Source organism: Enterobacter sp. HMSC16D10, assembly GCF_001807145.1.
In the GTDB taxonomy this organism is placed as follows: Bacteria; Pseudomonadota; Gammaproteobacteria; order Enterobacterales; family Enterobacteriaceae; genus Enterobacter; species Enterobacter roggenkampii.
Genome location: NZ_KV787840.1, coordinates 1 through 22,425, shown reverse-complemented (window position 1 = coordinate 22,425; position 22,425 = coordinate 1). Strand labels below are relative to the sequence as shown.

General features: G+C 56.4%; 21 protein-coding genes. 12 read left to right on the top strand and 9 right to left on the bottom strand.

The window, feature by feature from the left end:
- Positions 1-226: 226 nt before the first annotated feature.
- The 3 genes from aphA (at position 227) to HMPREF3143_RS05075 (ending at position 1,826) form a co-directional block, all read left to right on the top strand.
- The gene (gene aphA / locus HMPREF3143_RS05085; RefSeq protein WP_021242762.1) at positions 227-940 is read left to right on the top strand and encodes an acid phosphatase AphA; all 714 of its coding nucleotides are present in this window, start codon (positions 227-229) and stop codon (positions 938-940) included.
- Between the two features lie 113 nt (positions 941-1,053).
- Positions 1,054-1,470, top strand: a complete 417-nt coding sequence (locus tag HMPREF3143_RS05080) for a secondary thiamine-phosphate synthase enzyme YjbQ (protein ID WP_070532004.1) — start codon at positions 1,054-1,056, stop codon at positions 1,468-1,470.
- A gap of 2 nt (positions 1,471-1,472) precedes the next feature.
- On the top strand, positions 1,473-1,826 hold the full coding sequence (locus HMPREF3143_RS05075) for an MmcQ/YjbR family DNA-binding protein (RefSeq protein WP_008503382.1): 354 nt from the start codon (positions 1,473-1,475) through the stop codon (positions 1,824-1,826).
- A 3-nt stretch (positions 1,827-1,829) separates the two neighbouring features.
- Here the strand turns inward: HMPREF3143_RS05075 and uvrA are convergent, their stop codons facing one another.
- Positions 1,830-4,652: an excinuclease ABC subunit UvrA gene (uvrA, locus tag HMPREF3143_RS05070; protein WP_008503383.1), complete on the bottom strand. Its 2,823-nt coding sequence runs from the start codon at positions 4,650-4,652 to the stop codon at positions 1,830-1,832.
- Positions 4,653-4,903: 251 nt separating this feature from the next.
- On the opposite strand from uvrA, the gene ssb1 reads away from it, so the two are divergent.
- A complete protein-coding gene (gene ssb1, locus HMPREF3143_RS05065) occupies positions 4,904-5,428 on the top strand; it encodes a single-stranded DNA-binding protein SSB1 (protein ID WP_008503384.1) in 525 nt (174 codons plus the stop codon).
- Between the two features lie 62 nt (positions 5,429-5,490).
- Here the strand turns inward: ssb1 and HMPREF3143_RS05060 are convergent, their stop codons facing one another.
- The gene (locus HMPREF3143_RS05060; protein WP_008503385.1) at positions 5,491-5,772 is read right to left on the bottom strand and encodes a YjcB family protein; all 282 of its coding nucleotides are present in this window, start codon (positions 5,770-5,772) and stop codon (positions 5,491-5,493) included.
- A 635-nt stretch (positions 5,773-6,407) separates the two neighbouring features.
- On the opposite strand from HMPREF3143_RS05060, the gene HMPREF3143_RS05055 reads away from it, so the two are divergent.
- Positions 6,408-7,973, top strand: a complete 1,566-nt coding sequence (locus HMPREF3143_RS05055) for an EAL domain-containing protein (protein ID WP_023293514.1) — start codon at positions 6,408-6,410, stop codon at positions 7,971-7,973.
- Between the two features lie 6 nt (positions 7,974-7,979).
- Here HMPREF3143_RS05055 and soxS read toward each other — a convergent pair whose 3' ends face one another.
- On the bottom strand, positions 7,980-8,306 hold the full coding sequence (gene soxS / locus HMPREF3143_RS05050) for a superoxide response transcriptional regulator SoxS (protein ID WP_008503387.1): 327 nt from the start codon (positions 8,304-8,306) through the stop codon (positions 7,980-7,982).
- A 98-nt stretch (positions 8,307-8,404) separates the two neighbouring features.
- Between soxS and soxR the strand changes: the two genes are divergently transcribed.
- The 4 genes from soxR to HMPREF3143_RS05030 all read left to right on the top strand — a co-directional run bounded on the left by soxR (position 8,405) and on the right by HMPREF3143_RS05030 (position 13,350).
- Entirely contained in the window at positions 8,405-8,863 is a 459-nt protein-coding gene (soxR, locus tag HMPREF3143_RS05045) for a redox-sensitive transcriptional activator SoxR (protein WP_008503388.1), read from the top strand.
- 374 nt (positions 8,864-9,237) lie between these two features.
- Positions 9,238-9,909 (top strand): glutathione S-transferase family protein, encoded by a 672-nt coding sequence (locus HMPREF3143_RS05040; RefSeq protein ID WP_008503389.1) that lies wholly within the window; start codon positions 9,238-9,240, stop codon positions 9,907-9,909.
- Between the two features lie 294 nt (positions 9,910-10,203).
- Complete coding sequence (gene ghxP, locus HMPREF3143_RS05035; RefSeq protein WP_008503390.1) at positions 10,204-11,553, top strand: guanine/hypoxanthine transporter GhxP; 1,350 nt, start codon at positions 10,204-10,206, stop codon at positions 11,551-11,553.
- A 150-nt stretch (positions 11,554-11,703) separates the two neighbouring features.
- The gene (locus tag HMPREF3143_RS05030; RefSeq protein ID WP_070532001.1) at positions 11,704-13,350 is read left to right on the top strand and encodes a Na+/H+ antiporter; all 1,647 of its coding nucleotides are present in this window, start codon (positions 11,704-11,706) and stop codon (positions 13,348-13,350) included.
- An 81-nt stretch (positions 13,351-13,431) separates the two neighbouring features.
- On the opposite strand, the gene HMPREF3143_RS05025 is transcribed toward HMPREF3143_RS05030, so the two are convergent.
- On the bottom strand, positions 13,432-14,319 hold the full coding sequence (locus HMPREF3143_RS05025; RefSeq protein ID WP_023345272.1) for a LysR family transcriptional regulator: 888 nt from the start codon (positions 14,317-14,319) through the stop codon (positions 13,432-13,434).
- A gap of 102 nt (positions 14,320-14,421) precedes the next feature.
- On the opposite strand from HMPREF3143_RS05025, the gene HMPREF3143_RS05020 reads away from it, so the two are divergent.
- Positions 14,422-14,832 (top strand): CidA/LrgA family protein, encoded by a 411-nt coding sequence (locus HMPREF3143_RS05020; RefSeq protein ID WP_021242769.1) that lies wholly within the window; start codon positions 14,422-14,424, stop codon positions 14,830-14,832.
- Positions 14,825-15,514: an LrgB family protein gene (locus HMPREF3143_RS05015; protein ID WP_063616556.1), complete on the top strand. Its 690-nt coding sequence runs from the start codon at positions 14,825-14,827 to the stop codon at positions 15,512-15,514. Before HMPREF3143_RS05020 ends, HMPREF3143_RS05015 begins: the two co-directional genes overlap by 8 nt.
- Before the next feature lie 32 nt (positions 15,515-15,546).
- On the opposite strand, the gene actP is transcribed toward HMPREF3143_RS05015, so the two are convergent.
- The 3 genes from actP to acs form a co-directional block, all read right to left on the bottom strand.
- The gene (actP, locus tag HMPREF3143_RS05010) at positions 15,547-17,196 is read right to left on the bottom strand and encodes a cation/acetate symporter ActP (protein ID WP_008503395.1); all 1,650 of its coding nucleotides are present in this window, start codon (positions 17,194-17,196) and stop codon (positions 15,547-15,549) included.
- The gene (locus HMPREF3143_RS05005; protein WP_008503396.1) at positions 17,193-17,507 is read right to left on the bottom strand and encodes a DUF485 domain-containing protein; all 315 of its coding nucleotides are present in this window, start codon (positions 17,505-17,507) and stop codon (positions 17,193-17,195) included. The genes actP and HMPREF3143_RS05005 overlap by 4 nt, the downstream gene beginning before the upstream one ends.
- Positions 17,508-17,589: 82 nt before the next feature.
- Positions 17,590-19,548, bottom strand: a complete 1,959-nt coding sequence (acs, locus tag HMPREF3143_RS05000; RefSeq protein ID WP_008503397.1) for an acetate--CoA ligase — start codon at positions 19,546-19,548, stop codon at positions 17,590-17,592.
- A 423-nt stretch (positions 19,549-19,971) separates the two neighbouring features.
- Between acs and gltP the strand changes: the two genes are divergently transcribed.
- Positions 19,972-21,285, top strand: coding sequence for a glutamate/aspartate:proton symporter GltP (gene gltP, locus HMPREF3143_RS04995; protein WP_008503398.1), 1,314 nt, complete (start codon positions 19,972-19,974; stop codon positions 21,283-21,285).
- Positions 21,286-21,368: 83 nt separating this feature from the next.
- Here the strand turns inward: gltP and HMPREF3143_RS04990 are convergent, their stop codons facing one another.
- Positions 21,369-22,043, bottom strand: a complete 675-nt coding sequence (locus HMPREF3143_RS04990; RefSeq protein WP_023293510.1) for a tetratricopeptide repeat protein — start codon at positions 22,041-22,043, stop codon at positions 21,369-21,371.
- Positions 22,044-22,164: 121 nt separating this feature from the next.
- Positions 22,165-22,317: a Hok/Gef family protein gene (locus HMPREF3143_RS04985; RefSeq protein ID WP_032650616.1), complete on the bottom strand. Its 153-nt coding sequence runs from the start codon at positions 22,315-22,317 to the stop codon at positions 22,165-22,167.
- Positions 22,318-22,425 lie beyond the last annotated feature (108 nt).

Below are 22,425 nucleotides of genomic sequence, written 5' to 3'. Positions count from 1 at the left end.
CCTCTCCCTGTGGGAGAGGGCATCAGGCCGCAGAAAATCTTGCCCGGTGGCGGCTGCGCCTTACCGGGCCTACATCACTCATCCACACTTTGTGATCGTCTTCTTTTTATTCCGCTTCATAAGCAAAAACTCCTTCCCTTCACCTCCCGCTGGGGTTAAGGTCGGATAGTTTTTTGACCATTCACTCAAAATAAAACGATAACAAGCTGAATATTCAGGGGAAAACATGCGCAAGATCACACTGGCGCTCAGCGCCGCCTGCTTATTGTTCTCACTTAATAGCGCCGTCGTCGCACGTGCCTCGGCGCCGACGCCGCTTTACACCGGCACCACCGCCGCCATGCTTGCCGAACAGGCGCCCATTCACTGGGTCTCCGTGGCCCAAATCGAAAACAGCCTGATGGGCCGTGCGCCAATGGCCGTGGGCTTCGACATTGACGATACCGTGCTGTTCTCAAGCCCCGGCTTCTGGCGCGGCAAAAAAATGTATTCACCGGACAGCGAAGCGTATCTGAAGAATCCGGAGTTCTGGGAAAAAATGAATAACGGCTGGGACGAGTACAGCATACCGAAAGAGGTCGCCCGGGCGCTTATTGCTATGCACGTTAAGCGCGGTGACAGCATTTACTTCGTTACCGGCCGTAGCCAGACCAAAACGGAAACCGTCTCCAGAACACTGCAGGACGATTTCCAGATCCCGGCTGCCAATATGAATCCGGTCATTTTTGCGGGTGACAAAGAGGGGCAAAACACCAAAATCCAGTGGCTGGAAAAGAAAAACATCAAAGTGTTTTATGGCGATTCGGATAACGACATTACCGCCGCGCAGGATGCTGGTGCCAGAGGGATCAGGGTGTTACGCGCGTCTAACTCGACCTATCGACCGCTGCCGATGGCCGGAAAGTTTGGTGAAGAGGTGATCGTCAACTCGGAGTATTAAGCCGCTAGCAGCGAGTTTGACTCTTTTTTAATCAAATCTCGCTGCTGCGGGTTTTACCTTTCGCCTTCTTGCTGCACACTTAGAAAGATTCATCTTTCATTACGGAGCAGCAGATGTGGTACCAACAGACCCTGACCTTAAGCGCTAAACCACGCGGTTTTCACCTGGTGACGGATGAGGTCATCGGGCAGCTCCGCGACCTGTCGCGGGTCAAAACGGGTTTGCTGCATCTGCTGCTTCAGCACACGTCAGCCTCTCTCACGCTGAATGAAAATTGCGATCCCACCGTCCGGTCTGACATGGAGCGTCATTTTCTGAAGAACGTCCCGGACAACGCGCCCTACGAGCATGACTATGAGGGGGCGGACGATATGCCTTCGCATATCAAATCTTCCCTGCTGGGCGTATCGCTGACGCTGCCGGTCCACAACGGACGGCTGCTGTTGGGCATGTGGCAGGGGATCTGGCTGGGAGAGCATCGCATTCACGGTGGTTCGCGTAAAATTATCGCCACGCTACAAGGGGAATAAAGATGACAATTTCGGAGATACTTCAGTACTGCATGAGCAAGCCCGGCGCGGAGCAGAGCGTCCATAGCGACTGGAAAGCCACGCAGGTTAAGGTGGGGGATGTGCTGTTTGCGATGGTGAAAGAGGTGGAGGGCCGTCCGGCGGCGTCGCTGAAAACCAGCCCTGAACTGGCGGATTTACTGCGTCAGCAGCATGATGACGTGAGGCCGAGCCAGCACCTCAATAAGGCGCACTGGAGCACCGTCTATCTGGATGGATCGATTCCAGGCTCGCAAATTTACTACCTGGTGGACGCGTCCTATCAGCAGGCGGTTGAGCTGCTGCCGGAAACGACCCGACAGCAACTCTCCGTGTGACAATTACAGCAACGGTTTAAGGAAGCGCGCGGTGTGCGAGGCTTCGCACTCTGCAACGGTCTCTGGCGTACCGGAGACGAGGATTTCACCGCCGCCGCTGCCGCCTTCCGGGCCAAGATCGACAATCCAGTCCGCGGTTTTAATCACGTCCAGGTTATGTTCGATGACCACGATGGTGTTGCCCTGATCGCGCAGCTGATGCAGCACGTCCAGCAGCTGCTGGATGTCGGCAAAGTGCAGACCGGTGGTCGGCTCATCCAGGATATACAGCGTCTGGCCGGTACCGCGTTTTGACAGCTCGCGCGCCAGCTTCACGCGCTGCGCTTCACCGCCGGACAGCGTCGTGGCGGACTGCCCCAGACGAATATAGGTCAGGCCGACGTCCATCAGCGTCTGCAGCTTACGCGCCAACGCGGGAACGGCGTCAAAGAACTCGCGCGCCTCTTCGATGGTCATATCCAGCACTTCGTGGATGGTCTTGCCCTTGTACTTAATCTCCAGCGTTTCGCGGTTATAGCGCTTGCCTTTGCACTGGTCGCACGGCACGTAGATATCCGGCAGGAAGTGCATCTCAACCTTGATCACGCCGTCGCCCTGGCACGCTTCACAGCGGCCGCCGCGCACGTTAAAGCTGAAACGTCCCGGCGTGTAGCCGCGTGAACGCGCTTCCGGCACACCGGCAAACAGTTCACGTACGGGCGTGAAAACACCGGTATAGGTTGCCGGGTTAGAGCGTGGCGTACGGCCAATCGGGCTCTGGTCGATGTCGATAACCTTATCGAAATGCTCCAGCCCCTGGATGTCGCGGTACGGTGCCGGTTCGGCCAGCGTCGCGCCGTTCAGCGCCGTCTGCGCAATCGGGAACAGCGTATCGTTGATCAGCGTCGATTTACCGGAACCGGACACGCCGGTGATACAGGTAAACAGGCCCACCGGCAGCGTCAGGGTAACATCTTTCAGGTTGTTGCCGCGCGCGCCGGTCAGCTTCAGCACTTTTTCCGGGTTCGCCGCCACGCGCTGTTTTGGTACTTCAATCTTGCGCTTGCCGCTCATGTACTGGCCGGTCAGCGACTCGGGCACCGCCATAATGTCCTTCAGCGTGCCTTCCGCCACCACCTGGCCGCCGTGCACGCCAGCGCCCGGGCCGATGTCGATCACGTGGTCTGCGGCGCGGATCGCGTCTTCGTCGTGCTCCACCACAATCACCGTGTTACCGAGGTTACGCAGGTGAACCAGGGTGCCGAGCAGACGTTCGTTATCGCGCTGGTGCAGGCCGATGGACGGCTCATCGAGCACGTACATCACGCCCACCAGGCCCGCACCAATCTGGCTCGCCAGACGAATACGCTGGGCTTCACCGCCGGAGAGCGTTTCTGCCGAGCGTGAAAGCGTCAGGTAGTTCAGGCCGACGTTCACGAGGAACTTCAGGCGATCGCCAATCTCTTTCAAGACTTTTTCAGCGATTTTCGCGCGCTGGCCGGACAGCTTCAGGTTATTGAAGAAGTCCATCGCGTGGCCGATGCTCATGTCTGAGATGGTCGGCAGCGCCGTATTTTCCACAAACACGTGGCGCGCTTCGCGACGCAGGCGAGTGCCCTCGCAGGTGGCGCAGGAGCGGTTGCTGATGAACTTCGCCAGCTCCTCGCGCACCGCGCTGGATTCGGTCTCTTTGTAGCGGCGCTCCATATTGTGCAGCACCCCTTCGAACGGATGGCGGCGCACGGAGGTATCGCCGCGATCGTTCATATACTTGAACTCGATGTTCTCTTTGCCAGAACCGAACAGGATCACTTTGTGTACGTTCGGGCTCAGGCTCGCCCACGGCGCTTCCACGTCGAACTTGTAGTGCTCCGCCAGCGACTTCAGCATCTGGAAGTAATAGAAGTTACGCTTGTCCCAGCCGCGAATGGCGCCACCCGCCAGCGACAGCTCCGGATTCTGGATCACGCGGTCCGGGTCGAAATACTGCTGGACGCCCAGACCGTCACACGTCGGGCAGGCGCCCGCCGGGTTGTTAAACGAGAACAGGCGCGGTTCCAGCTCGCGCATGCTGTAGCCGCAAATCGGGCAGGCAAAGTTGGCGGAGAAGAGCAGCTCTTCCGCCTGCGGGTCGTCCATGTCGGAAACCACGGCCGTGCCGCCGGAGAGCTCCAGCGCCGTTTCAAACGATTCTGCAAGACGCGTGGCGAGATCGTCACGCACCTTAAAGCGGTCAATCACCACCTCGATGGTGTGCTTCTTCTGCAGTTCCAGCTTGGGCGGGTCGGACAGGTCACACACTTCGCCGTCAATACGGGCGCGGATATAGCCCTGGCTTGCCAGGTTTTCCAGCGTTTTGGTGTGCTCACCCTTACGCTCTTTAATGATTGGCGCCAGCAGCATCAGGCGTTTGCCTTCCGGCTGCGACAGCACGTTATCCACCATCTGGCTCACGGTCTGTGCCGCCAGCGGGACGTCGTGGTCCGGGCAGCGCGGCTCACCCACGCGGGCATACAGCAGACGCAGGTAGTCATGAATTTCAGTAATGGTACCGACCGTGGAGCGCGGGTTATGCGACGTGGACTTCTGCTCGATAGAGATAGCAGGAGACAACCCTTCAATGTGGTCGACATCCGGTTTTTCCATCAGCGACAGGAACTGACGCGCGTACGCCGAGAGCGATTCAACGTAACGACGCTGTCCTTCGGCATACAGAGTGTCGAAAGCCAGTGAGGATTTGCCAGACCCCGAAAGCCCGGTCACGACAATGAGTTTGTCGCGAGGGATTATGAGGTTGATATTCTTGAGATTGTGGGTGCGGGCGCCCCGAACTTCGATCTTATCCATTCACCTTTCCCGGTTGGAACACGGATTGCCTGGTTTGTTTGAAGGACAAACGGCTGTCAGAAACGGCTAATTATGACACAATTTGACCTGTTTGAATATACAGTATTGGAATGCATTTTCTGACGGACTGTGTAACAATGTTATGTTCGCACGAGAACTCTGGAATCCATCTCGCAGCTATCAAAATGCAGCGTGGAAATGGTACACTCGCGCGTTTACACTATTAAGAAACGTATTCAGGAGACACGAACATGGCCAGCAGAGGCGTAAACAAGGTGATTCTCGTCGGTAATCTGGGCCAGGACCCGGAAGTACGCTACATGCCGAGTGGTGGCGCAGTTGCCAACATTACGCTGGCTACTTCCGAATCCTGGCGTGATAAAGCGACCGGTGAGATGAAAGAGCAGACCGAATGGCACCGCGTTGTGCTGTTTGGCAAACTGGCAGAAGTGGCCGGTGAGTATCTGCGTAAAGGTTCTCAGGTCTATATCGAAGGCCAGCTGCGTACCCGCAAATGGACCGATCAGTCCGGTGCTGAGAAGTACACCACTGAAGTCGTGGTTAACGTTGGCGGCACCATGCAGATGCTGGGTGGCCGTCAGGGCGGTGGCGCACCAGCAGGTGGCGGCCAGCAGCAGGGCGGTTGGGGTCAGCCTCAGCAGCCACAGGGCGGCAACCAGTTCAGCGGCGGCGCGCAGTCTCGTCCGCAGCAGCAGTCTGCTCCGGCGCCGTCTAACGAACCGCCAATGGATTTCGACGACGACATTCCGTTCTGATTTGTGCGTCCTTCAAACAAAAAACCCAGACATCGTCTGGGTTTTTTTATTCCATAAAGGGATCAGGTAATCACCATTGGCCAGTCTGGTGGCGTGTGGCTCATCGCTTCAACCATCACCACTTTGATATTTTCCCAGACGGCGGCGATATCCAGCAGGGTAATGCCAAGCAGCCCCGTTGCAAACCAACATGCTGCACCCAGCCCCAACAGCGTGCTGATGACAGCGAGACCCGCGTAGTCAGATTTACGAAACTGAATGTTCAGCGTGCTGGCCAAAAACATCAGTACCGCACTCAACAAAGGCCAGCGCAGGAGAACCATGCTGGTAGTAATGGTTGCCATAAACCCATCCTCTACAAAACAGACGACCTGAATGAAACGGTGTTTCTCGTTACAGAATATGTGTGAACTATATCACATTTGTTGATTTATTCGCCAGTATCTGTGCGATCAAAAAACGGTTTTTATTCCTCAGGTAAAGAGTGCGTGCAGGCTGGCCCTGCCTTCGGCGCGCGAGGAGGCGCCCCCCAGCGTGCCGGAAACGTCCATCGGGCTAGTGGTGATACCTCAAAATCGGTTTTTATAAGAGGGGCTCAGTCGAATCATAAAATAGTGCGGCGAAGACTGATTATTTATAAATCAACGCACACAATGCCCCACAGTAAATAGCATAAAACGTCATGATAAAGGTGCGCTTTTTTCATGCTGCCAGAAGTTTGGCTTAATCAACGATCGTCTGTTGTGTTATCTTCCCTCCGCCCTCGAGGGCTGGATAATTATTTTCCTTAATTGAAACGGAACGAATACTTACAGTTTCACTTACGGGAAAATATTATCGTCATAACGAAATTTAAGATTTTTAATACGAAAAGTCAGTTGCTAACTTCGCATGATTCATGCAACGTAATCACCTGTTTAACACAGCATCCGGCCTTCATTACTACAGGCGTACAACATGCAGGGATATAGGGCGGGAAATGAATCGTAGCGCGCGGCGCAAGATGCTCAGGGTGGTAGGGATCATCATGGTAGTTATGCTGCCGGTGATGCTTGCGCTATGGTTTGCCCAGCTAAGAGCCGTGTCTGAAACAAGCGCCCAGCTACGGACATTTGCTGAACTGGCTTTAGACAAAACTGAGCTGGTTATACAACAGGTTGATCTGGCCCGGGACGAGGCAGAAAAATATCGGGGCGAGCTCTGTACCCCGGGACACCGTCAATATATGTTGAACGTTGTTCGTGGTCGCCTGTTTGTTGCCGATTTAATTTACGCTGAAGGTCAGAATTTTCTTTGTTCGACCGTTTTTACACCGGATCAACCCTACGCCATACCCGTCGCTAATTACACGCGAAAACCTGACGTCGCTATCTATTATTATCGCGACACCCCATTTTATACTGGCTATAAAATGACATATATGCAGCGCGGAAATTATGTAGTGGTCGTTAATCCACTTTCATACAGCGAAGTCATGTCCGCGGATCATTCTCTCTCGTGGGGGGTTTACGACACGGTAACCAATGCTTTCTTTTCCGTCAGTCAGAAAGCCAACGTTTCGTTATTAAATTCGCTGATTCGGGATAAGGAATCGGTATTTCAAAAAGATAACCGCTTTTATACGATCGTCACATCCCCTAAAAGACCGATTGCGGCCATCGTGTCGACATCGAATAAACGCTTTTATGAAACGCTTTATCATCAGGCGACATTAACGCTGCCGCTGGGCATGATCTGCAGCATTATTATTTTGCTGGTCTGGTCCCGTACTCATCGTGAGCTTAATTCGCCGGGGCGTTTACTGCACCGGGCGCTGAACAAACGCCAGCTTTGCGTGCACTATCAACCGATTATTGATATTAAGAACAACCGGTGTGTCGGCGCGGAGGCGTTGTTACGCTGGCCGGGTTTTAACGGGCAGGTGATGAGCCCGGCTGAGTTTATTCCGCTGGCTGAAAATGAGGGGATGAGCGAGCGGATTACGGATTACGTCGTTGAGGAAGTGTTCAGCGATTTGGGCCATTTCCTGGCCGAGCATCCGCATCTCTATATTTCGATTAACCTGTCGGCCACGGATTTCCACTCCTCGCGGCTGATCGCCATGATTTCTGAGAAGGCTCGCCACTACGCCGTCCGCGCGCAGCAAATCAAAATTGAAGTGACGGAACGCGGTTTTATCGATGTGCCTAAAACCACGCCGGTGATTCAGGCTTTCCGTCAGGCGGGGTATGAAGTGGCGATCGATGATTTCGGTACCGGCTATTCGAACCTGCACAACCTCTACTCGCTGAACGTCGATATTCTGAAAATCGATAAATCGTTTATCGATACCTTAACGACCAACAGCACCAGCCACCTGATCGCCGAGCATATTATCGAGATGGCGCAAAGCCTGCGGCTGAAAACCATTGCGGAAGGGGTCGAGACGGCAGAGCAGGTGAGCTGGCTGTTGAAGCGCGGCGTCCAGTTTTGTCAGGGATGGCACTTCGCGAAAGCGATGCCGCCCCAGGAATTTATGACCTGGCAGCAGCAACCTTTGCACTGAGAGTAATTAATTCAACTGGTGGCGATAGTCGCTCGGCGTGCGGTCAAACTCGCGGCGAAACACGCGGGAAAAGGTTTGTTGCGACACATAGCCAAGATCCATCGCGATATCAAAAATCGGCCGCTGCGTTGAGCGTAGCGCCTGCGCCGCCAGCAGCAGCCTGCGCTGACGAATGTACTCACCCAGCGTCTGATGCATGACCGTGCGGAACATTCTCTGTAAATACCATTTCGAATAGCCCGACTTTTTCGCGACCACATCAATGTTCAACGGTTGGTCGATATGATCGTCAATCCATTCAATAAGCGTCTGAATAATCTGCTGATGCGACATAAGGTTGCCCCTCTGTAGATACAACTTTCTCGGTTGATTCGTCGTTTTCTCTGCGGGGGAGTATAATTCCTCAAGTTAACTTGAGGTAAAGAGGTTTTATGGAAAAGAGATTGCCGCGCATTAAAGCGCTGTTAACCCCCGGCGAAGTGGCAAAGCGAAGCGGCGTTGCGGTATCGGCGCTCCACTTCTATGAAAGCAAAGGGTTAATTAAAAGCATCCGCAACGGCGGCAACCAGCGTCGCTATACCCGCGACGTGCTCCGCTACGTGGCGATTATCAAAATTGCGCAACGAATCGGCATTCCCCTGGCTACCATTGGCGAGGCATTTGGCGTGCTGCCGGAAGGGCATACGCTGAGCCCGAAAGAGTGGAAAGAGCTTTCATCCCAGTGGCGAGAAGAGCTGGACAGGCGTATCCATACGCTGGTCGCGCTGCGTGATGAGCTGGACGGTTGTATCGGCTGCGGCTGCCTGTCGCGCAGCGACTGCCCGTTGCGTAACCCCGGCGACAAACTGGGCGAGCAGGGGACGGGAGCGCGGTTGCTGGAAGAGGATTGAGCGTGCGTGTAGCCCATTCGCCGGGTGGCGCTTCGCTTACCCGGCCTACCAAACCGTCAAATGTAGGCCGGGTAAGGCGCAGCCGCCACCCGGCAAAACCCCACATACATAAAGAACTAAAGCGCCACGAAGGGCGCTTTAGTTTTTCCCGGTCTTTGTCTTTCTCTCTATCCCGCTGGTTCACGGGAGGGTTTCCCCCGACGTCAGCACCCCTCATGTCGAGCTGGTTGGGGAGGTTCCGGATTGTGCTGACACTTTAATTCTATGTAAGACCCGTTTTTTCGCCAGCGTCGCTGACCGGTTTTTAGCCGAATTTTTTTCGCGGTGTTGTTCGATTTTCTATAGTTAAAAAGTATGAATAACAGGAGAAAACCATGCTCACGGTACACCACCTTAACCAGTCGCGCTCGCACCGCGTGATCTGGGCGCTGGAAGAACTCGGCCTGCCTTATGAGATCGTTCACTATCAGCGCGAAAAGAACATGCTTGCGCCGGAGGCTCTCAAAAAGGTGCATCCGTTGGGCAAATCGCCGGTCATCGAAGATAACGGGCTGATCCTCGCGGAGTCTGGCGCCATTCTGGAGTATCTGCAGGAAACATACGATGCCGAGTCGCGGCTTAAGCCTTTAGATCCGGCGCATAAGGTGCAGTATCGCTTCTGGCTGCACTACGCGGAAGGATCGCTGATGCCGCTGCTGCTAATGAAGCTGGTCTTCAGCAGTCTCGGCAAGCCGCCGGTGCCGTTTGGTATCCGAACCCTGGGCAAAGCGCTTGGGCAGGGGGTGCAGAAAGCGTACCTTAACCGCCAACTGGAAACCCATGCGCGCTTTATTGAGTCGCACCTTGCTAAAAACAGCTGGTTTGCCGGGGATTCGCTCAGCATGGCCGACATTCAAATGAGCTTCCCGATCTTTGCCCTGCTGGCGCGCGGCGGTATCGACAACCTGCCGCATAGTCAGGCATGGAAAACGAAAGTTGAAAACAGCCCCGGCTGGCAACGAACCCTGGCACAAGGGGGACCGTTATCCATTCCGGGTGAGGATTGAAATGTAAACAAATTGCGCATAGACGATAACGTTTGCGCATCCTCTGTTTATTTCTTCAGCGTCATAAGGGAATTTTAGCGAAAAACGATAAAGTTCAGTTGAAAAGGGCGGGGATTAGGCTAGATAATCGTTTGCCTTAATTTGACCACCCGTTTGTAAGCGCGGAGCTAAACGTTTGCTTTTTCTGTGACGCCCTTTCGTCGCAAACGCAACACAAGGATTTGACGTTTAGCTGGCAGTGGCGTCTCCACCTCGCTTACGGACTTCCTAAAAAACTCTCAGGGGATGTTTTCTATGTCTACGCCATCTGCGCGTACTGGCGGTTCACTTGACGCCATGTTTAAAATTTCGGCCCGCGGCAGCACCGTGCGCCAGGAAATCGTTGCCGGTTTGACAACGTTTCTGGCGATGGTTTATTCCGTCATCGTTGTGCCGGGCATGCTGGGCAAAGCGGGCTTCCCGCCAGCGGCTGTCTTTGTGGCGACCTGCCTTGTGGCCGGCGTGGGCTCTATCGTGATGGGCCTGTGGGCGAACCTGCCGCTGGCGATTGGTTGCGCCATCTCCCTGACCGCGTTTACCGCGTTCAGCCTGGTGCTGGGCCAGCACATCAGCGTACCGGTAGCGCTTGGCGCCGTGTTCCTGATGGGTGTGCTGTTTACCGTTATTTCAGCGACCGGCATCCGTAGCTGGATCTTGCGCAACCTGCCGCAGGGCGTGGCGCACGGTACCGGCATCGGCATCGGCCTGTTCCTGCTGCTGATCGCCGCCAATGGCGTCGGTCTGGTTATCAAGAACCCGCTGGACGGCCTGCCGGTTGCGCTGGGCCACTTCGCCAGCTTCCCGGTGATCATGTCGCTGATCGGCCTGGCGGTGATTATCGGTCTGGAAAAACTGAAAGTCCCGGGCGGCATTCTGCTGACTATTATCGGCGTGTCCATTGTGGGCCTGATTTTCGATCCGAACGTCCACTTCTCCGGCATTTTCGCCATGCCGTCGCTGAGCGATGACAAAGGCAACTCTCTGATTGGCAGCCTGGATATCGTTGGCGCGCTCAACCCGGTGATCCTGCCAAGCGTGCTGGCGCTGGTGATGACCGCCGTGTTTGACGCGACCGGTACCATTCGTGCGGTGGCCGGTCAGGCGAACCTGCTGGATAAAGACGGTCAGATTATTGACGGCGGCAAAGCGCTGACTACGGACTCCCTGAGCAGCGTCTTCTCGGGCCTGGTGGGCGCAGCGCCTGCGGCGGTGTACATCGAGTCCGCAGCGGGTACGGCGGCGGGCGGTAAAACCGGCCTGACGGCGATCACCGTGGGCGTGCTGTTCATGCTGATCCTGTTCCTCTCCCCGCTCTCCTATCTGGTTCCGGCGTACGCGACCGCGCCAGCGCTGATGTACGTTGGCCTGCTGATGCTGAGCAACGTGGCGAAAATCGACTTTGCGGATTTCGTTGACGCGATGTCTGGACTGATTACCGCAGTCTTCATCGTACTGACCTGTAACATCGTGACCGGCATTATGATCGGCTTCGCGTCGCTGGTGATTGGTCGTCTGGTCTCCGGTGAATGGCGCAAGCTGAACGTTGGCACCGTTGTGATTGCCGTTGCGCTGGTGGCGTTTTACGCGGGCGGCTGGGCAATCTGAGTTGTCCTTTGATGCGAAAACGGGTGGCTCAGGCCGCCCGTTTTTATTTTCAGGACTCATCCTGTTGCCTTTTGCGTTACTCTGGGGAAGATAGAATAAAAGGCACGACGCCTTCCGGAGTACATAAGCAACACAGCAAACAGGGAACGCATGGAAATCTTCTTCACAATACTCATCATGACCCTTGTGGTCTCGCTATCCGGGGTGGTTACACGCGTACTGCCCTTTCAGGTCCCCCTGCCATTAATGCAAATTGCCATCGGCGCGCTGCTGGCGTGGCCGACGTTTGGCCTGCACGTGGAATTTGACCCCGAACTGTTCCTCGTGCTGTTCATCCCGCCACTGCTGTTTGCCGATGGCTGGAAAACGCCCACGCGCGAGTTCCTTGAGCACGGGCGAGAGATCTTCGGCCTGGCGCTTGCGCTGGTGGTGGTCACCGTCGTCGGGATTGGTTTTCTGATCTACTGGACGGTACCGGGTATCCCGTTAATTCCTGCCTTTGCGCTGGCCGCCGTGTTGTCGCCAACCGATGCCGTGGCGCTGTCCGGCATTGTGGGCGAAGGCCGCATTCCGAAGAAAATCATGGGGATTTTACAGGGTGAGGCGCTGATGAATGACGCCTCCGGCCTGGTTGCCCTGAAGTCTGCCGTGGCCGTTGCGATGGGCACGATGGTCTTTACCGTCGGCGGCGCGACGCTGGAGTTCTTTAAGGTAGCCATCGGCGGTATTCTCGCGGGCTTCGTGGTGAGCTGGCTGTACGGCCGCTCATTGCGCTTCCTCAGCCGCTGGGGCGGCGATGAACCCGCGACGCAGATCGTGCTGCTGTTCCTGCTGCCGTTCGCCTCTTATCTGATTGCCGAACATATCGGCGTGTCGGGCATTCTGGCCGCGGTCGCGGCAGGGATGACCATCACCCGCTCCGGCGTGATGCGCCGCGCGCCGCTGGCGATGCGCCTGCGTGCCAACAGCACCTGGGCGATGCTGGAGTTTGTCTTTAACGGCATGGTGTTCCTGCTGTTGGGCCTGCAGCTGCCGGGCATTATGGAATCCTCGCTGGTGGCGGCGGAGGCCGATCCGAACGTTGAGGTCTGGATGCTGTTTACCGACATCGTGCTGATCTACCTGGCGCTGATGCTGGTGCGTTTCGGCTGGCTGTGGACGATGAAAAACTTCAGCGTCCGCTTCCTGAAGAAAAAACCGATGGAGTTCGGCTCGTGGACAACGCGTGAACTGCTGATCGCCTCTTTTGCGGGCGTACGCGGGGCGATAACCCTCGCCGGTGTGCTCTCCATTCCGCTGCTGCTGCCGACGGGCGATGTCTTCCCGGCGCGTTACGAACTGGTGTTCCTGGCGGCGGGGGTGATTTTGTTCTCCCTGTTCGTCGGCGTGATTATGCTGCCGATTTTGCTCCAGCATATTGATGTTGGCGATTCGACCCAGCAGCACAAGGAAGAGCGTATTGCGCGTGCGGCCACCGCCGAAGTGGCGATTGTCGCCATCCAGAAAATGGAAGAGCGCCTGGCCGCGGATGCGGAAGAGAACATCGACAATCAGCTGCTGACGGAGGTGAGTTCCCGCGTAATTGGTAACCTGCGTCGCCGCGCGGACGGGCGTAACGATGTAGAAAGCTCGCTGCAGGAGGAGAACCTGGAACGCCGGTTCCGTCTGGCCGCGCTGCGCTCAGAGCGTGCCGAACTGTACCACCTGCGCGCCACGCGCCAGATCAGCAACGAGACGCTGCAAAAGCTACTGCACGATCTGGACCTGCTGGAAGCGCTGTTGATAGAGAATCAGTAGCGCTGTTTTGCCGGGTGGCGGCTTCGCCTTACCGGGCCTACGGTTCGAACGTAGGCCCGGTAAGCGCAGCGCCACCGGGCACTATTCAGACCGCACCCAAAACCCCTCACAACACTGCAGCCACGCCTGCGCGCTCTGCGACAAATAGACCCCTTCACGCCAGATCATCCCTAACTGCCAGTGCAGATCGCTCTCCAGCGGGATCCAGCGCAGCGTGTTTTTGTCCAGACGCTCGCAAATCGGCTGCGGCAGAATGGCAATCCCCACGCCCGCCTGCACCATCGCGGCCAGGAAATCCCACTGACCGCTGCGCACCGCGATGCGTGGCTTGACGTTATGTTGGTTAAACAGCGTCATCAGCTGGCGGCTGAGAGCGAAGTCTTCGTTGTAGATCAGCAGAGGGTGTTCGCCGAGCAGCTCAGGCTTCACCGCGTCCCTTTTCAGCCAGTCGCCGGAGCGGGGAACCAGCACGCACAGCGGGTGGCTAAAGAGCGGAAGCGTCGCCAGGCCGCTCTCTTCCTCAACGGGGAGGGCGGTCATGGCCACGTCGAGCTCGCCGTTAGTGACGGCCTGCTGGACGGTTAAGCCACCAAACTCCGAAATCTTCAGCTCTACGCCAGGATAGCGCTGGCGAAACAGGCTAATCGGTCCGGCCATCATCATGCCGACCATCGGGGGAATGCCGAGGCGAAGCACCCCTTTGGTCAGATGATTAATATCGTCCAGCTCTGCTTCCAGCTGGCGGAACTCCGCCAGAATCGCCAGCCCGCGTTCGAACACCACGCGTCCGGTGTCGGTCAGCAGAAGCTTGCGCCCGTCGCGGATCAGCAGGGTACAGTTCAGTTCATCTTCGAGGTTTTTCAGCATCTTGCTGATGGTGGGCTGGGTAACAAACAACTTCTCCGCTGCGCGGGTAAAACTTTGCTGGCGAACCACTTCGACAAAATAGCGCAGCGTTCTTATGTCCATGATTATTCCTCGAAACTATACCTGTGATGATTTTAATTCATTTCAGTCCATACCGTGCGCTCACTATACTGGCGCCTCGTCTCATTTTTGAGGAAAACCCCCATGGCCGTGGCGTTAAGCCGTGTTACGCCTGCCGTTGTACAACGACTCCAGGTCCCGGTTCAGGTACTGCTCTACGCGGGACTGTTTGTTTTCGCCGAATATCTTGTCGGCTGGCTCCACCTGCCGCTGCCTGCCAACCTGGTGGGGATGCTGCTGATGTTGACGCTCATCCTCTGTCGCGTGATCCCCCTTAACTGGGTGCGCGCCGGGGCGCGCTGGCTGCTGGCGGAGATGCTGCTGTTCTTTGTGCCTGCCGTGGTGGCGGTGGTGAACTATGCGCAGCTGCTGATGGTGGACGGCTGGCGCATCTTCGCGGTGATCGCGCTGAGTACGCTGATGGTGCTGGGAGCGACCGCCTGGGTGGTGGATAAAGTGTATCGCTTTGAAATCAGCAGGCACAAACATGACTAACTTTCAGATCAGCGTCTTGTGCCTGATCGCGACGCTGGCGATCTACTTTGCCAACAAGTGGCTGTATCGCCGGTTTCATGCGCTGCCGCTGATGCCGCTGGTCTTCACGCCGATCCTGCTGGTGCTGATGCTGGTCTTCGGCCACATCTCCTGGCAGAACTACATTGGTGAATCCCACTGGCTGCTGTGGCTGCTCGGCCCGGCGACCATCGCCTTTGCCGTGCCCGTTTACGACAACCTGGCGATTATCAGGCGCCACTGGATGTCGCTCAGCGCAGGCGTGATCACCGCTACGGTGGTCGCGGTCTGTAGCTCCGTCTGGCTGGCGAGACTGTTTACGCTGCCCGATGAAATTCAGCGCAGCCTGGCCGTGCGCTCGGTGACCACGCCGTTTGCGCTCGCGGCGGCGAAACCCCTCGGCGGACAGCCGGACCTGGTGGCGCTGTTTGTGGTGGTGACGGGCGTCTTTGGGATGGCGGTGGGCGATATGCTCTTTCTGCGGCTTTCTATTCGGGAAGGAATGGCCAAAGGCGCGGGGTTTGGCGCGGCGTCGCACGGCGCGGGCACGGCACGCTCCTATGAGCTGGGCCAGCAGGAGGGCGTTGTCGCGAGCCTGGTGATGATGCTGTCGGGCGTGGTAATGGTGCTGATTGCGCCGCTGGTGGCGTGGGTGATGTTTTAAGCTCCCCGGCCAGAATGGCCGGGGAGAAAGGTTTAGTGCGCGCGGCCCTGCTCAACGCCAAGACCGGTTTGTGAACGAATAAACTGGGCGCGGAATTTCTCGCGCTCCAGGTTACCTTCCGGCGAATTGTCGGTAGCCGAGAAGACCCAGATACCGATAAACGCCACGGCAATGGAGAACAGCGCCGGATATTCATACGGGAAGATGGCGCTGGCGTGACCGAGGATCTGCACCCAAATCGTCGGGCCCAGAATCATCAGGATCACCGCCGTCAGCAGCCCCAGCCAGCCGCCAATCATCGCGCCACGGGTGGTCAGCTTCGACCAGTACATGGAGAGCAGGATGATCGGGAAGTTACAGCTTGCCGCGATGGAGAAGGCCAGCCCCACCATAAAGGCGATGTTTTGCTTCTCGAACAGAATGCCCAGCAGGATCGCCACGACGCCCAGCACCAGCACGGTGATTTTAGAAACCTTCAGCTCATCGCGCTCGCTCGCGCCTTTGCGGAAGACGTTGGCGTAGAGGTCATGCGAGACCGCCGACGCGCCGGCCAGCGTTAAACCCGCAACCACCGCAAGAATGGTGGCGAAGGCCACGGCAGAGATAAAGCCGAGGAACAGGTTGCCGCCAACCGCGTCTGCCAGATGCACCGCCGCCATGTTGTTACCGCCAATCAGCGCGCCTGCCGCATCTTTAAACGCCGGGTTCGCCCCCACCAGCATGATCGCGCCAAAGCCGATAATAAAGGTCAGGATATAGAAGTAACCCATGAAGCCGGTCGCGTAGAAGACGCTCTTGCGCGCTTCACGCGCGTCGCTCACGGTGAAGAAGCGCATCAGGATATGCGGCAGACCCGCCGTGCCAAACATCAGGCCGAGACCGAGAGAGAGCGCGGATATCGGATCTTTCACCAGCCCGCCCGGGCTCATGATGGCTTCCCCTTTCGGGTGGACCGCCATGGCTTCAGTGAACAGGTTATTGAAGCTGAACCCGACGTGCTTCATCACCATAAAGGCCATAAAGCTGGCGCCGAACAGCAGCAGGACGGCTTTGATGATCTGCACCCAGGTCGTCGCCAGCATGCCGCCGAACAGCACGTACATCACCATCAGCACGCCCACCAGCACCACCGCGATGTGGTAGTTCAGGCCGAACAGCAGTTGGATCAATTTACCCGCGCCCACCATCTGCGCAATCAGGTACAGCGCCACCACCACCAGCGAACCGCAGGCGGAGAGGGTGCGAATCGGTCCCTGCTTCAGGCGATAGGAGGCCACGTCGGCGAAGGTGTAGCGGCCCAGATTGCGCAGGCGCTCGGCAATCAGGAACAGAATGATCGGCCAGCCGACGAGGAAGCCGAGGGAGTAAATCAGGCCGTCATAGCCGGAGGTGTAGACCAGCGCGGAGATCCCGAGGAACGAGGCGGCGGACATAAAGTCACCCGCAATCGCCAGCCCGTTCTGGAAGCCGGTAATGTTGCCGCCTGCGGTGTAGTAATCGTTACGGGAGCGCACGCGTTTCGACGCCCAGTAAGTGATATACAGCGTCAGCACCACGAAAATCAGGAACATCACAATCGCCTGCCAGTTGGTTGGCTGGCGCTGTACCTCGCCGGTAATCGCATCTGCCGCGTGGGCGGCAAAGGGAAGCGTGGCGGCGAGCGCCGTCAGAATTCTCTTCATGATGCTTTTACCTCTTGCAGTACCGCTTTATTAAGGCGATCGAATTCACCGTTCGCGCGCCAGACGTAGACGCCGGTCAGCACAAATGAAATCACGATGACGCCAATGCCAATCGGAATACCGCGCGTCACGCTGGTGCCCTCGTGCAGCGGGGTGCCCAGCCAGTGCGGCGCAAAGGCGATCAGCAGAATAAAGCCGACATAGATAATCAGCATGATGATGGAAAGGGTGAAGGCAAACCGTTGCCGCTTATCGACGAGCTCCCTGTAGTGCGCACTATTCTCTATCTGCTGACAAATATGGTCATTCATCACAGAGTCTCCAAAGGTAAGGTTGGTTTGTTTTTATCCCCTCTCCCCTATGGGGAGAGGGTGAGGGGAGAGGGAGAAAACACTAGGAAGGCATTGCGATGGCCTGCTTCTCTTCGAGCAGTTTTTCCACCACGCCAGGATCTGCGAGCGTTGAGGTATCACCGAGGTTGCTGGTGTCCCCTGCCGCGATTTTGCGCAAGATACGGCGCATGATTTTGCCGGAGCGGGTTTTCGGCAGCGAGTCGGTCCAGTGCAGCACGTCCGGCGTCGCCAGCGGGCCAATCTCTTTACGCACCCAGTTGCGCACCTCAGCATAGAGCTCTGGCGACGGCTCTTCCCCGTGGTTCAGGGTGACGTAAGCGTAAATTGCCTGGCCCTTGATGTTGTGCGGAATGCCGACAACGGCGGCTTCGGCAATCTTCGGATGCGACACCAGCGCCGATTCAATCTCCGCGGTGCCCAGACGGTGGCCGGAGACGTTCAGCACGTCGTCCACGCGTCCGGTGATCCAGTAATAGCCATCTTCATCACGACGCGCGCCGTCACCGCTGAAGTACATGTTTTTAAAGGTCGAGAAGTAGGTCTGCTCGAAGCGATCGTGATCGCCGAACAGGGTACGCGCCTGACCCGGCCACGAGTCCGTGATCACCAGGTTGCCTTCGGTGGCCCCTTCCAGTGGGTTGCCTTCGTTATCCACCAGCGCAGGCTGTACGCCGAAGAACGGACGCGTTGCCGAGCCCGCTTTCAGCTGCGTGGCGCCCGGCATCGGGGTGATCATAAAGCCGCCGGTTTCGGTCTGCCACCAGGTGTCCATGACCGGGCATTTCTCGTTGCCGATTTTCTTCCAGTACCACTCCCAGGCTTCCGGGTTAATGGGCTCACCCACGGAACCGAGAATGCGCAATGAAGAGCGGTCGGTGCCTTCGATGGCTTTGTCGCCTTCCGCCATTAACGCGCGGATGGCCGTTGGTGCGGTGTAGAGAATGTTGACCTGGTGTTTGTCGACCACCTGGCACATACGCGCCGGGGTCGGCCAGTTCGGCACGCCTTCAAACATCAGCGTGGTGGCGCCACAGGCCAGCGGACCGTACAGCAGGTAGCTGTGTCCGGTGACCCAGCCCACGTCGGCGGTACACCAGTAGATGTCGCCCGGGTGGTAGTCGAAGACGTATTTGAAGGTAGTGGCCGCGTAGACCAGATAACCGCCGGTGGTGTGCAGCACGCCTTTCGGTTTGCCGGTTGAGCCAGAGGTATAAAGAATGAAGAGCGGATCTTCCGCGTTCATCTCTTCCGGCTGATGCTGGTCGCTCGCCTTTTCAATCAGGTCGCTCCACCACAGGTCGCGCCCCTCGTGCCAGTCGATTTTGCCGCCGGTACGCTTAAGGACGATGACGTTGCTGACCGTGTTGACGTTCGGGTTTTTCAGCGCTTCGTCGACGTTTTTCTTCAGGGGGATACTGCGTCCTGCGCGCACGCCTTCATCGGCGGTGATCACCAGTTTTGAGCTTGAATCGACAATACGACCCGCAACCGCCTCTGGCGAGAACCCACCGAAAATAACGGAATGAATCGCGCCGATACGCGCACAGGCCAGCATGGCCACCGCCGCTTCCGGCACCATCGGCATATAGATAGCGACCACGTCGCCTTTTTTAATGCCTTTATCCAGCAGGACGTTGGCAAAGCGGCACACGTCGCGGTGCAGTTCTTTATAGGTAATGTGTTTGCTCTGCGAGGCATCATCGCCTTCCCAGATAATCGCCGTCTCGTTCCCGCGCGCGGCAAGGTGACGGTCCAGACAGTTTGCCGCCAGGTTCAGCGTGCCATCTTCATACCATTTAATGGAGACGTTACCGGGCGCAAAGGAGGTGTTCTTTACCTTCTGATAAGGTTTGATCCAGTCAAGGATATGGCCCTGCTCACCCCAGAAGGTGTCCGGGGCGGTAATAGATTGCTGATATTTCTCGTGGTACTGCTCCGGGTTGATCAGGCAACGGTCCGCAATGTTTGCGGGAATGTCATGTTTGTGTATTTGGCTCATGGCTTTTTTTCTCCTTGTAAGATGTTAATAATATGTCACAAAAACGTTAATAGTAGGGGCTTTACAAGCTTTGTTTATTATTTGGGCGACAGATCACGCATTGTTTGAACAGGTTGAAAAATGAGCGAATGAAACTTTGAAGGAAAATAATTTATGCTGACGATTATTCACATTTATGTTTAAAAAAGGTTTTTTATAACAAAAGGTTATTTATTAGAATCAGGAGAAACTCCCGTCACAGACGCTTTTACGAGTGAAATGCGTCGTTCTTTAAGGCTTGCGCAACAGGCCGCGCAAATGATACTCATACGCCGCGTTAAAAAATCCCATAAATCGACGCAACACAATTCATACCCTTTCAGTATGTCCCCATATTCATGCAGTTTAAGTGAATAAGGCGCTTCATTGAGGAAGTCAGTTTCTATGAAAAACGTTAAAGTCAGCCTGGCCTGGCAGATCTTAATCGCCCTTGTGCTGGGCATCCTGCTGGGCAGTTACCTCCACTATCACAGCGACAGCCGCGACTGGCTGATTGCGAACCTGCTTTCACCGGCAGGGGATATCTTTATTCATCTGATCAAGATGATCGTAGTACCGATTGTGATCTCGACGCTGGTGGTGGGTATTGCAGGCGTCGGCGATGCGAAGCAGTTAGGCCGTATTGGTGCGAAAACCATTATCTATTTCGAAGTGATCACTACGGTTGCGATCATTCTCGGTATTACCCTGGCGAACGTGTTCCAGCCGGGTTCCGGGATTGATATGTCGCAGCTGGCGACGGTGGATATTTCGAAATACCAAAGTACGACCGCTGACGTGCAAAGCCATGCACACGGCCTGATGGGCACGATCCTTTCTCTGGTACCGACCAACATCGTGGCGTCGATGGCGAAGGGCGAGATGCTGCCTATTATCTTCTTCTCGGTCCTGTTTGGTCTGGGGCTCTCTTCACTGCCCGCGACGCACCGCGAACCGCTGGTGACCGTGTTCCGCTCGATCTCCGAAACCATGTTTAAAGTGACCCACATGGTGATGCGTTACGCGCCGGTAGGGGTGTTTGCGCTTATCGCCGTCACCGTGGCGAACTTCGGTTTTGCCTCCCTCTGGCCGCTGGCGAAGCTGGTGCTCCTGGTGCACTTTGCCATCCTGTTCTTTGCGCTGGTGGTGCTGGGAATTGTGGCGCGTCTGTGTGGGCTGAGCATCTGGATCCTGATTCGTATCCTGAAAGATGAGCTGATTCTGGCCTACTCCACGGCAAGCTCTGAGAGCGTGCTGCCGCGTATTATTGAGAAGATGGAAGCCTACGGCGCGCCAGCGTCGATCACCAGCTTCGTGGTGCCGACCGGTTACTCCTTTAACCTGGATGGTTCCACGCTCTACCAGAGTATCGCCGCTATCTTTATTGCGCAGCTGTATGGCATTGACCTGTCGCTGTGGCAGGAGATCGTCCTGGTGCTGACCCTGATGGTGACGTCTAAAGGTATCGCAGGCGTACCGGGCGTTTCGTTCGTGGTGCTGCTGGCGACGCTGGGCAGCGTAGGCATTCCGCTGGAAGGCCTGGCCTTTATCGCGGGTGTGGACCGTATCCTCGACATGGCGCGTACGGCGCTGAACGTGGTGGGGAATGCGCTGGCGGTGCTGGTTATCGCCAAGTGGGAACACAAATTCGACCGTAAAAAGGCGCTGGCGTATGAACGCGAGGTGCTGGGTCGTTTTGATAAGACGGCTGACCAGTGATGTAAAAAGCCGGGTGGCGGCTTCGCCTTACCGGGCCTACACAAGCCGTAGGCCCGGTAAGCGCAGCGCCACCGGGCAATGGTTTACTCCCCGCTCAACGCATCAAACTCTTCGCACCCCGTATCAAACCCTTCCGTACAGCTCAGGTTTAACCAGTACAGCGCTTTCTGTTTATTGGGCGTGATAAAGCCTTTCTCACCCTGCCTGAACAACATCCCAGCCCAGTACTCGGCGTAGCCGGTGCGCGAAAGGGCTGAACTCCGCTTGAACCACGAGGCGGCCTGCACGTCATCCTGCGCTACCTCGACGCCGTTGGCATAAATCAGCCCCAGCAGCAGCTGTGCATCGACCGCAGAGTCGCTGTCGATATCTTCGGTTGCCGTGTGCAGCAGTCTGATGGCCTGGGGATAGTCCGTTTTTCCCGCCTGAGTATTCACCAGGATGCGCGCCAGCATGATCGCGCCGCGTTTGCTGCCAGCAATGTTTGCCTGTTGGGCCAGGGCTTTGGCCTGTGTGTAATCGCCCTGCGTAAAGAGGATTTGCGAGAGCAACCCCATGGCGTCGACATCGCCGCCTTTCGCGGCTTTCTCGGCCCACAGCGCGGCCTGCTTGCTGTCGCCGGAGCTGAAGTACGTATCGGCAAGATAATACTGGGCACGCGCATCACCGGCTTCCGCCTGTTTCCGATACTGGCTGCCTATCTCATCGGCGCGGGCGAAGGACGTTAAAAACACTAACAACAGAAAAATGGCTTTCATGGATTCTTATCATCTGGGTACACGCCGCGCAGTATAATCGCGGGCGCAAAAGAAAAAAATGGGTGCATTAAGACCTCAGCATCCTACAAGCCGGGCGGAACCGTTGTTCCGCCCGTAGAGGTTAGCCTGGGTTGCAGGCTAATTTAGCCGCCACCTCCTGATGCTCACTCTTTATTGAAAACTCGCAGAGCCTGCCGCGAGTAATAAAGGTAAAGATCACTATCGTCAGGCAAATAATAAAGACGATGCCTAACGCAGTTTTTAATGGCGTCATGCCTTTTACTCCTTGTGTAAAAAAGAATAAGAGGCTACTCTCAACCTGTTGGGTGTTGAGGGGTAGCCTCGGGTTGTACTGACCCCAAAAAGTTGGACAGTTAAACAC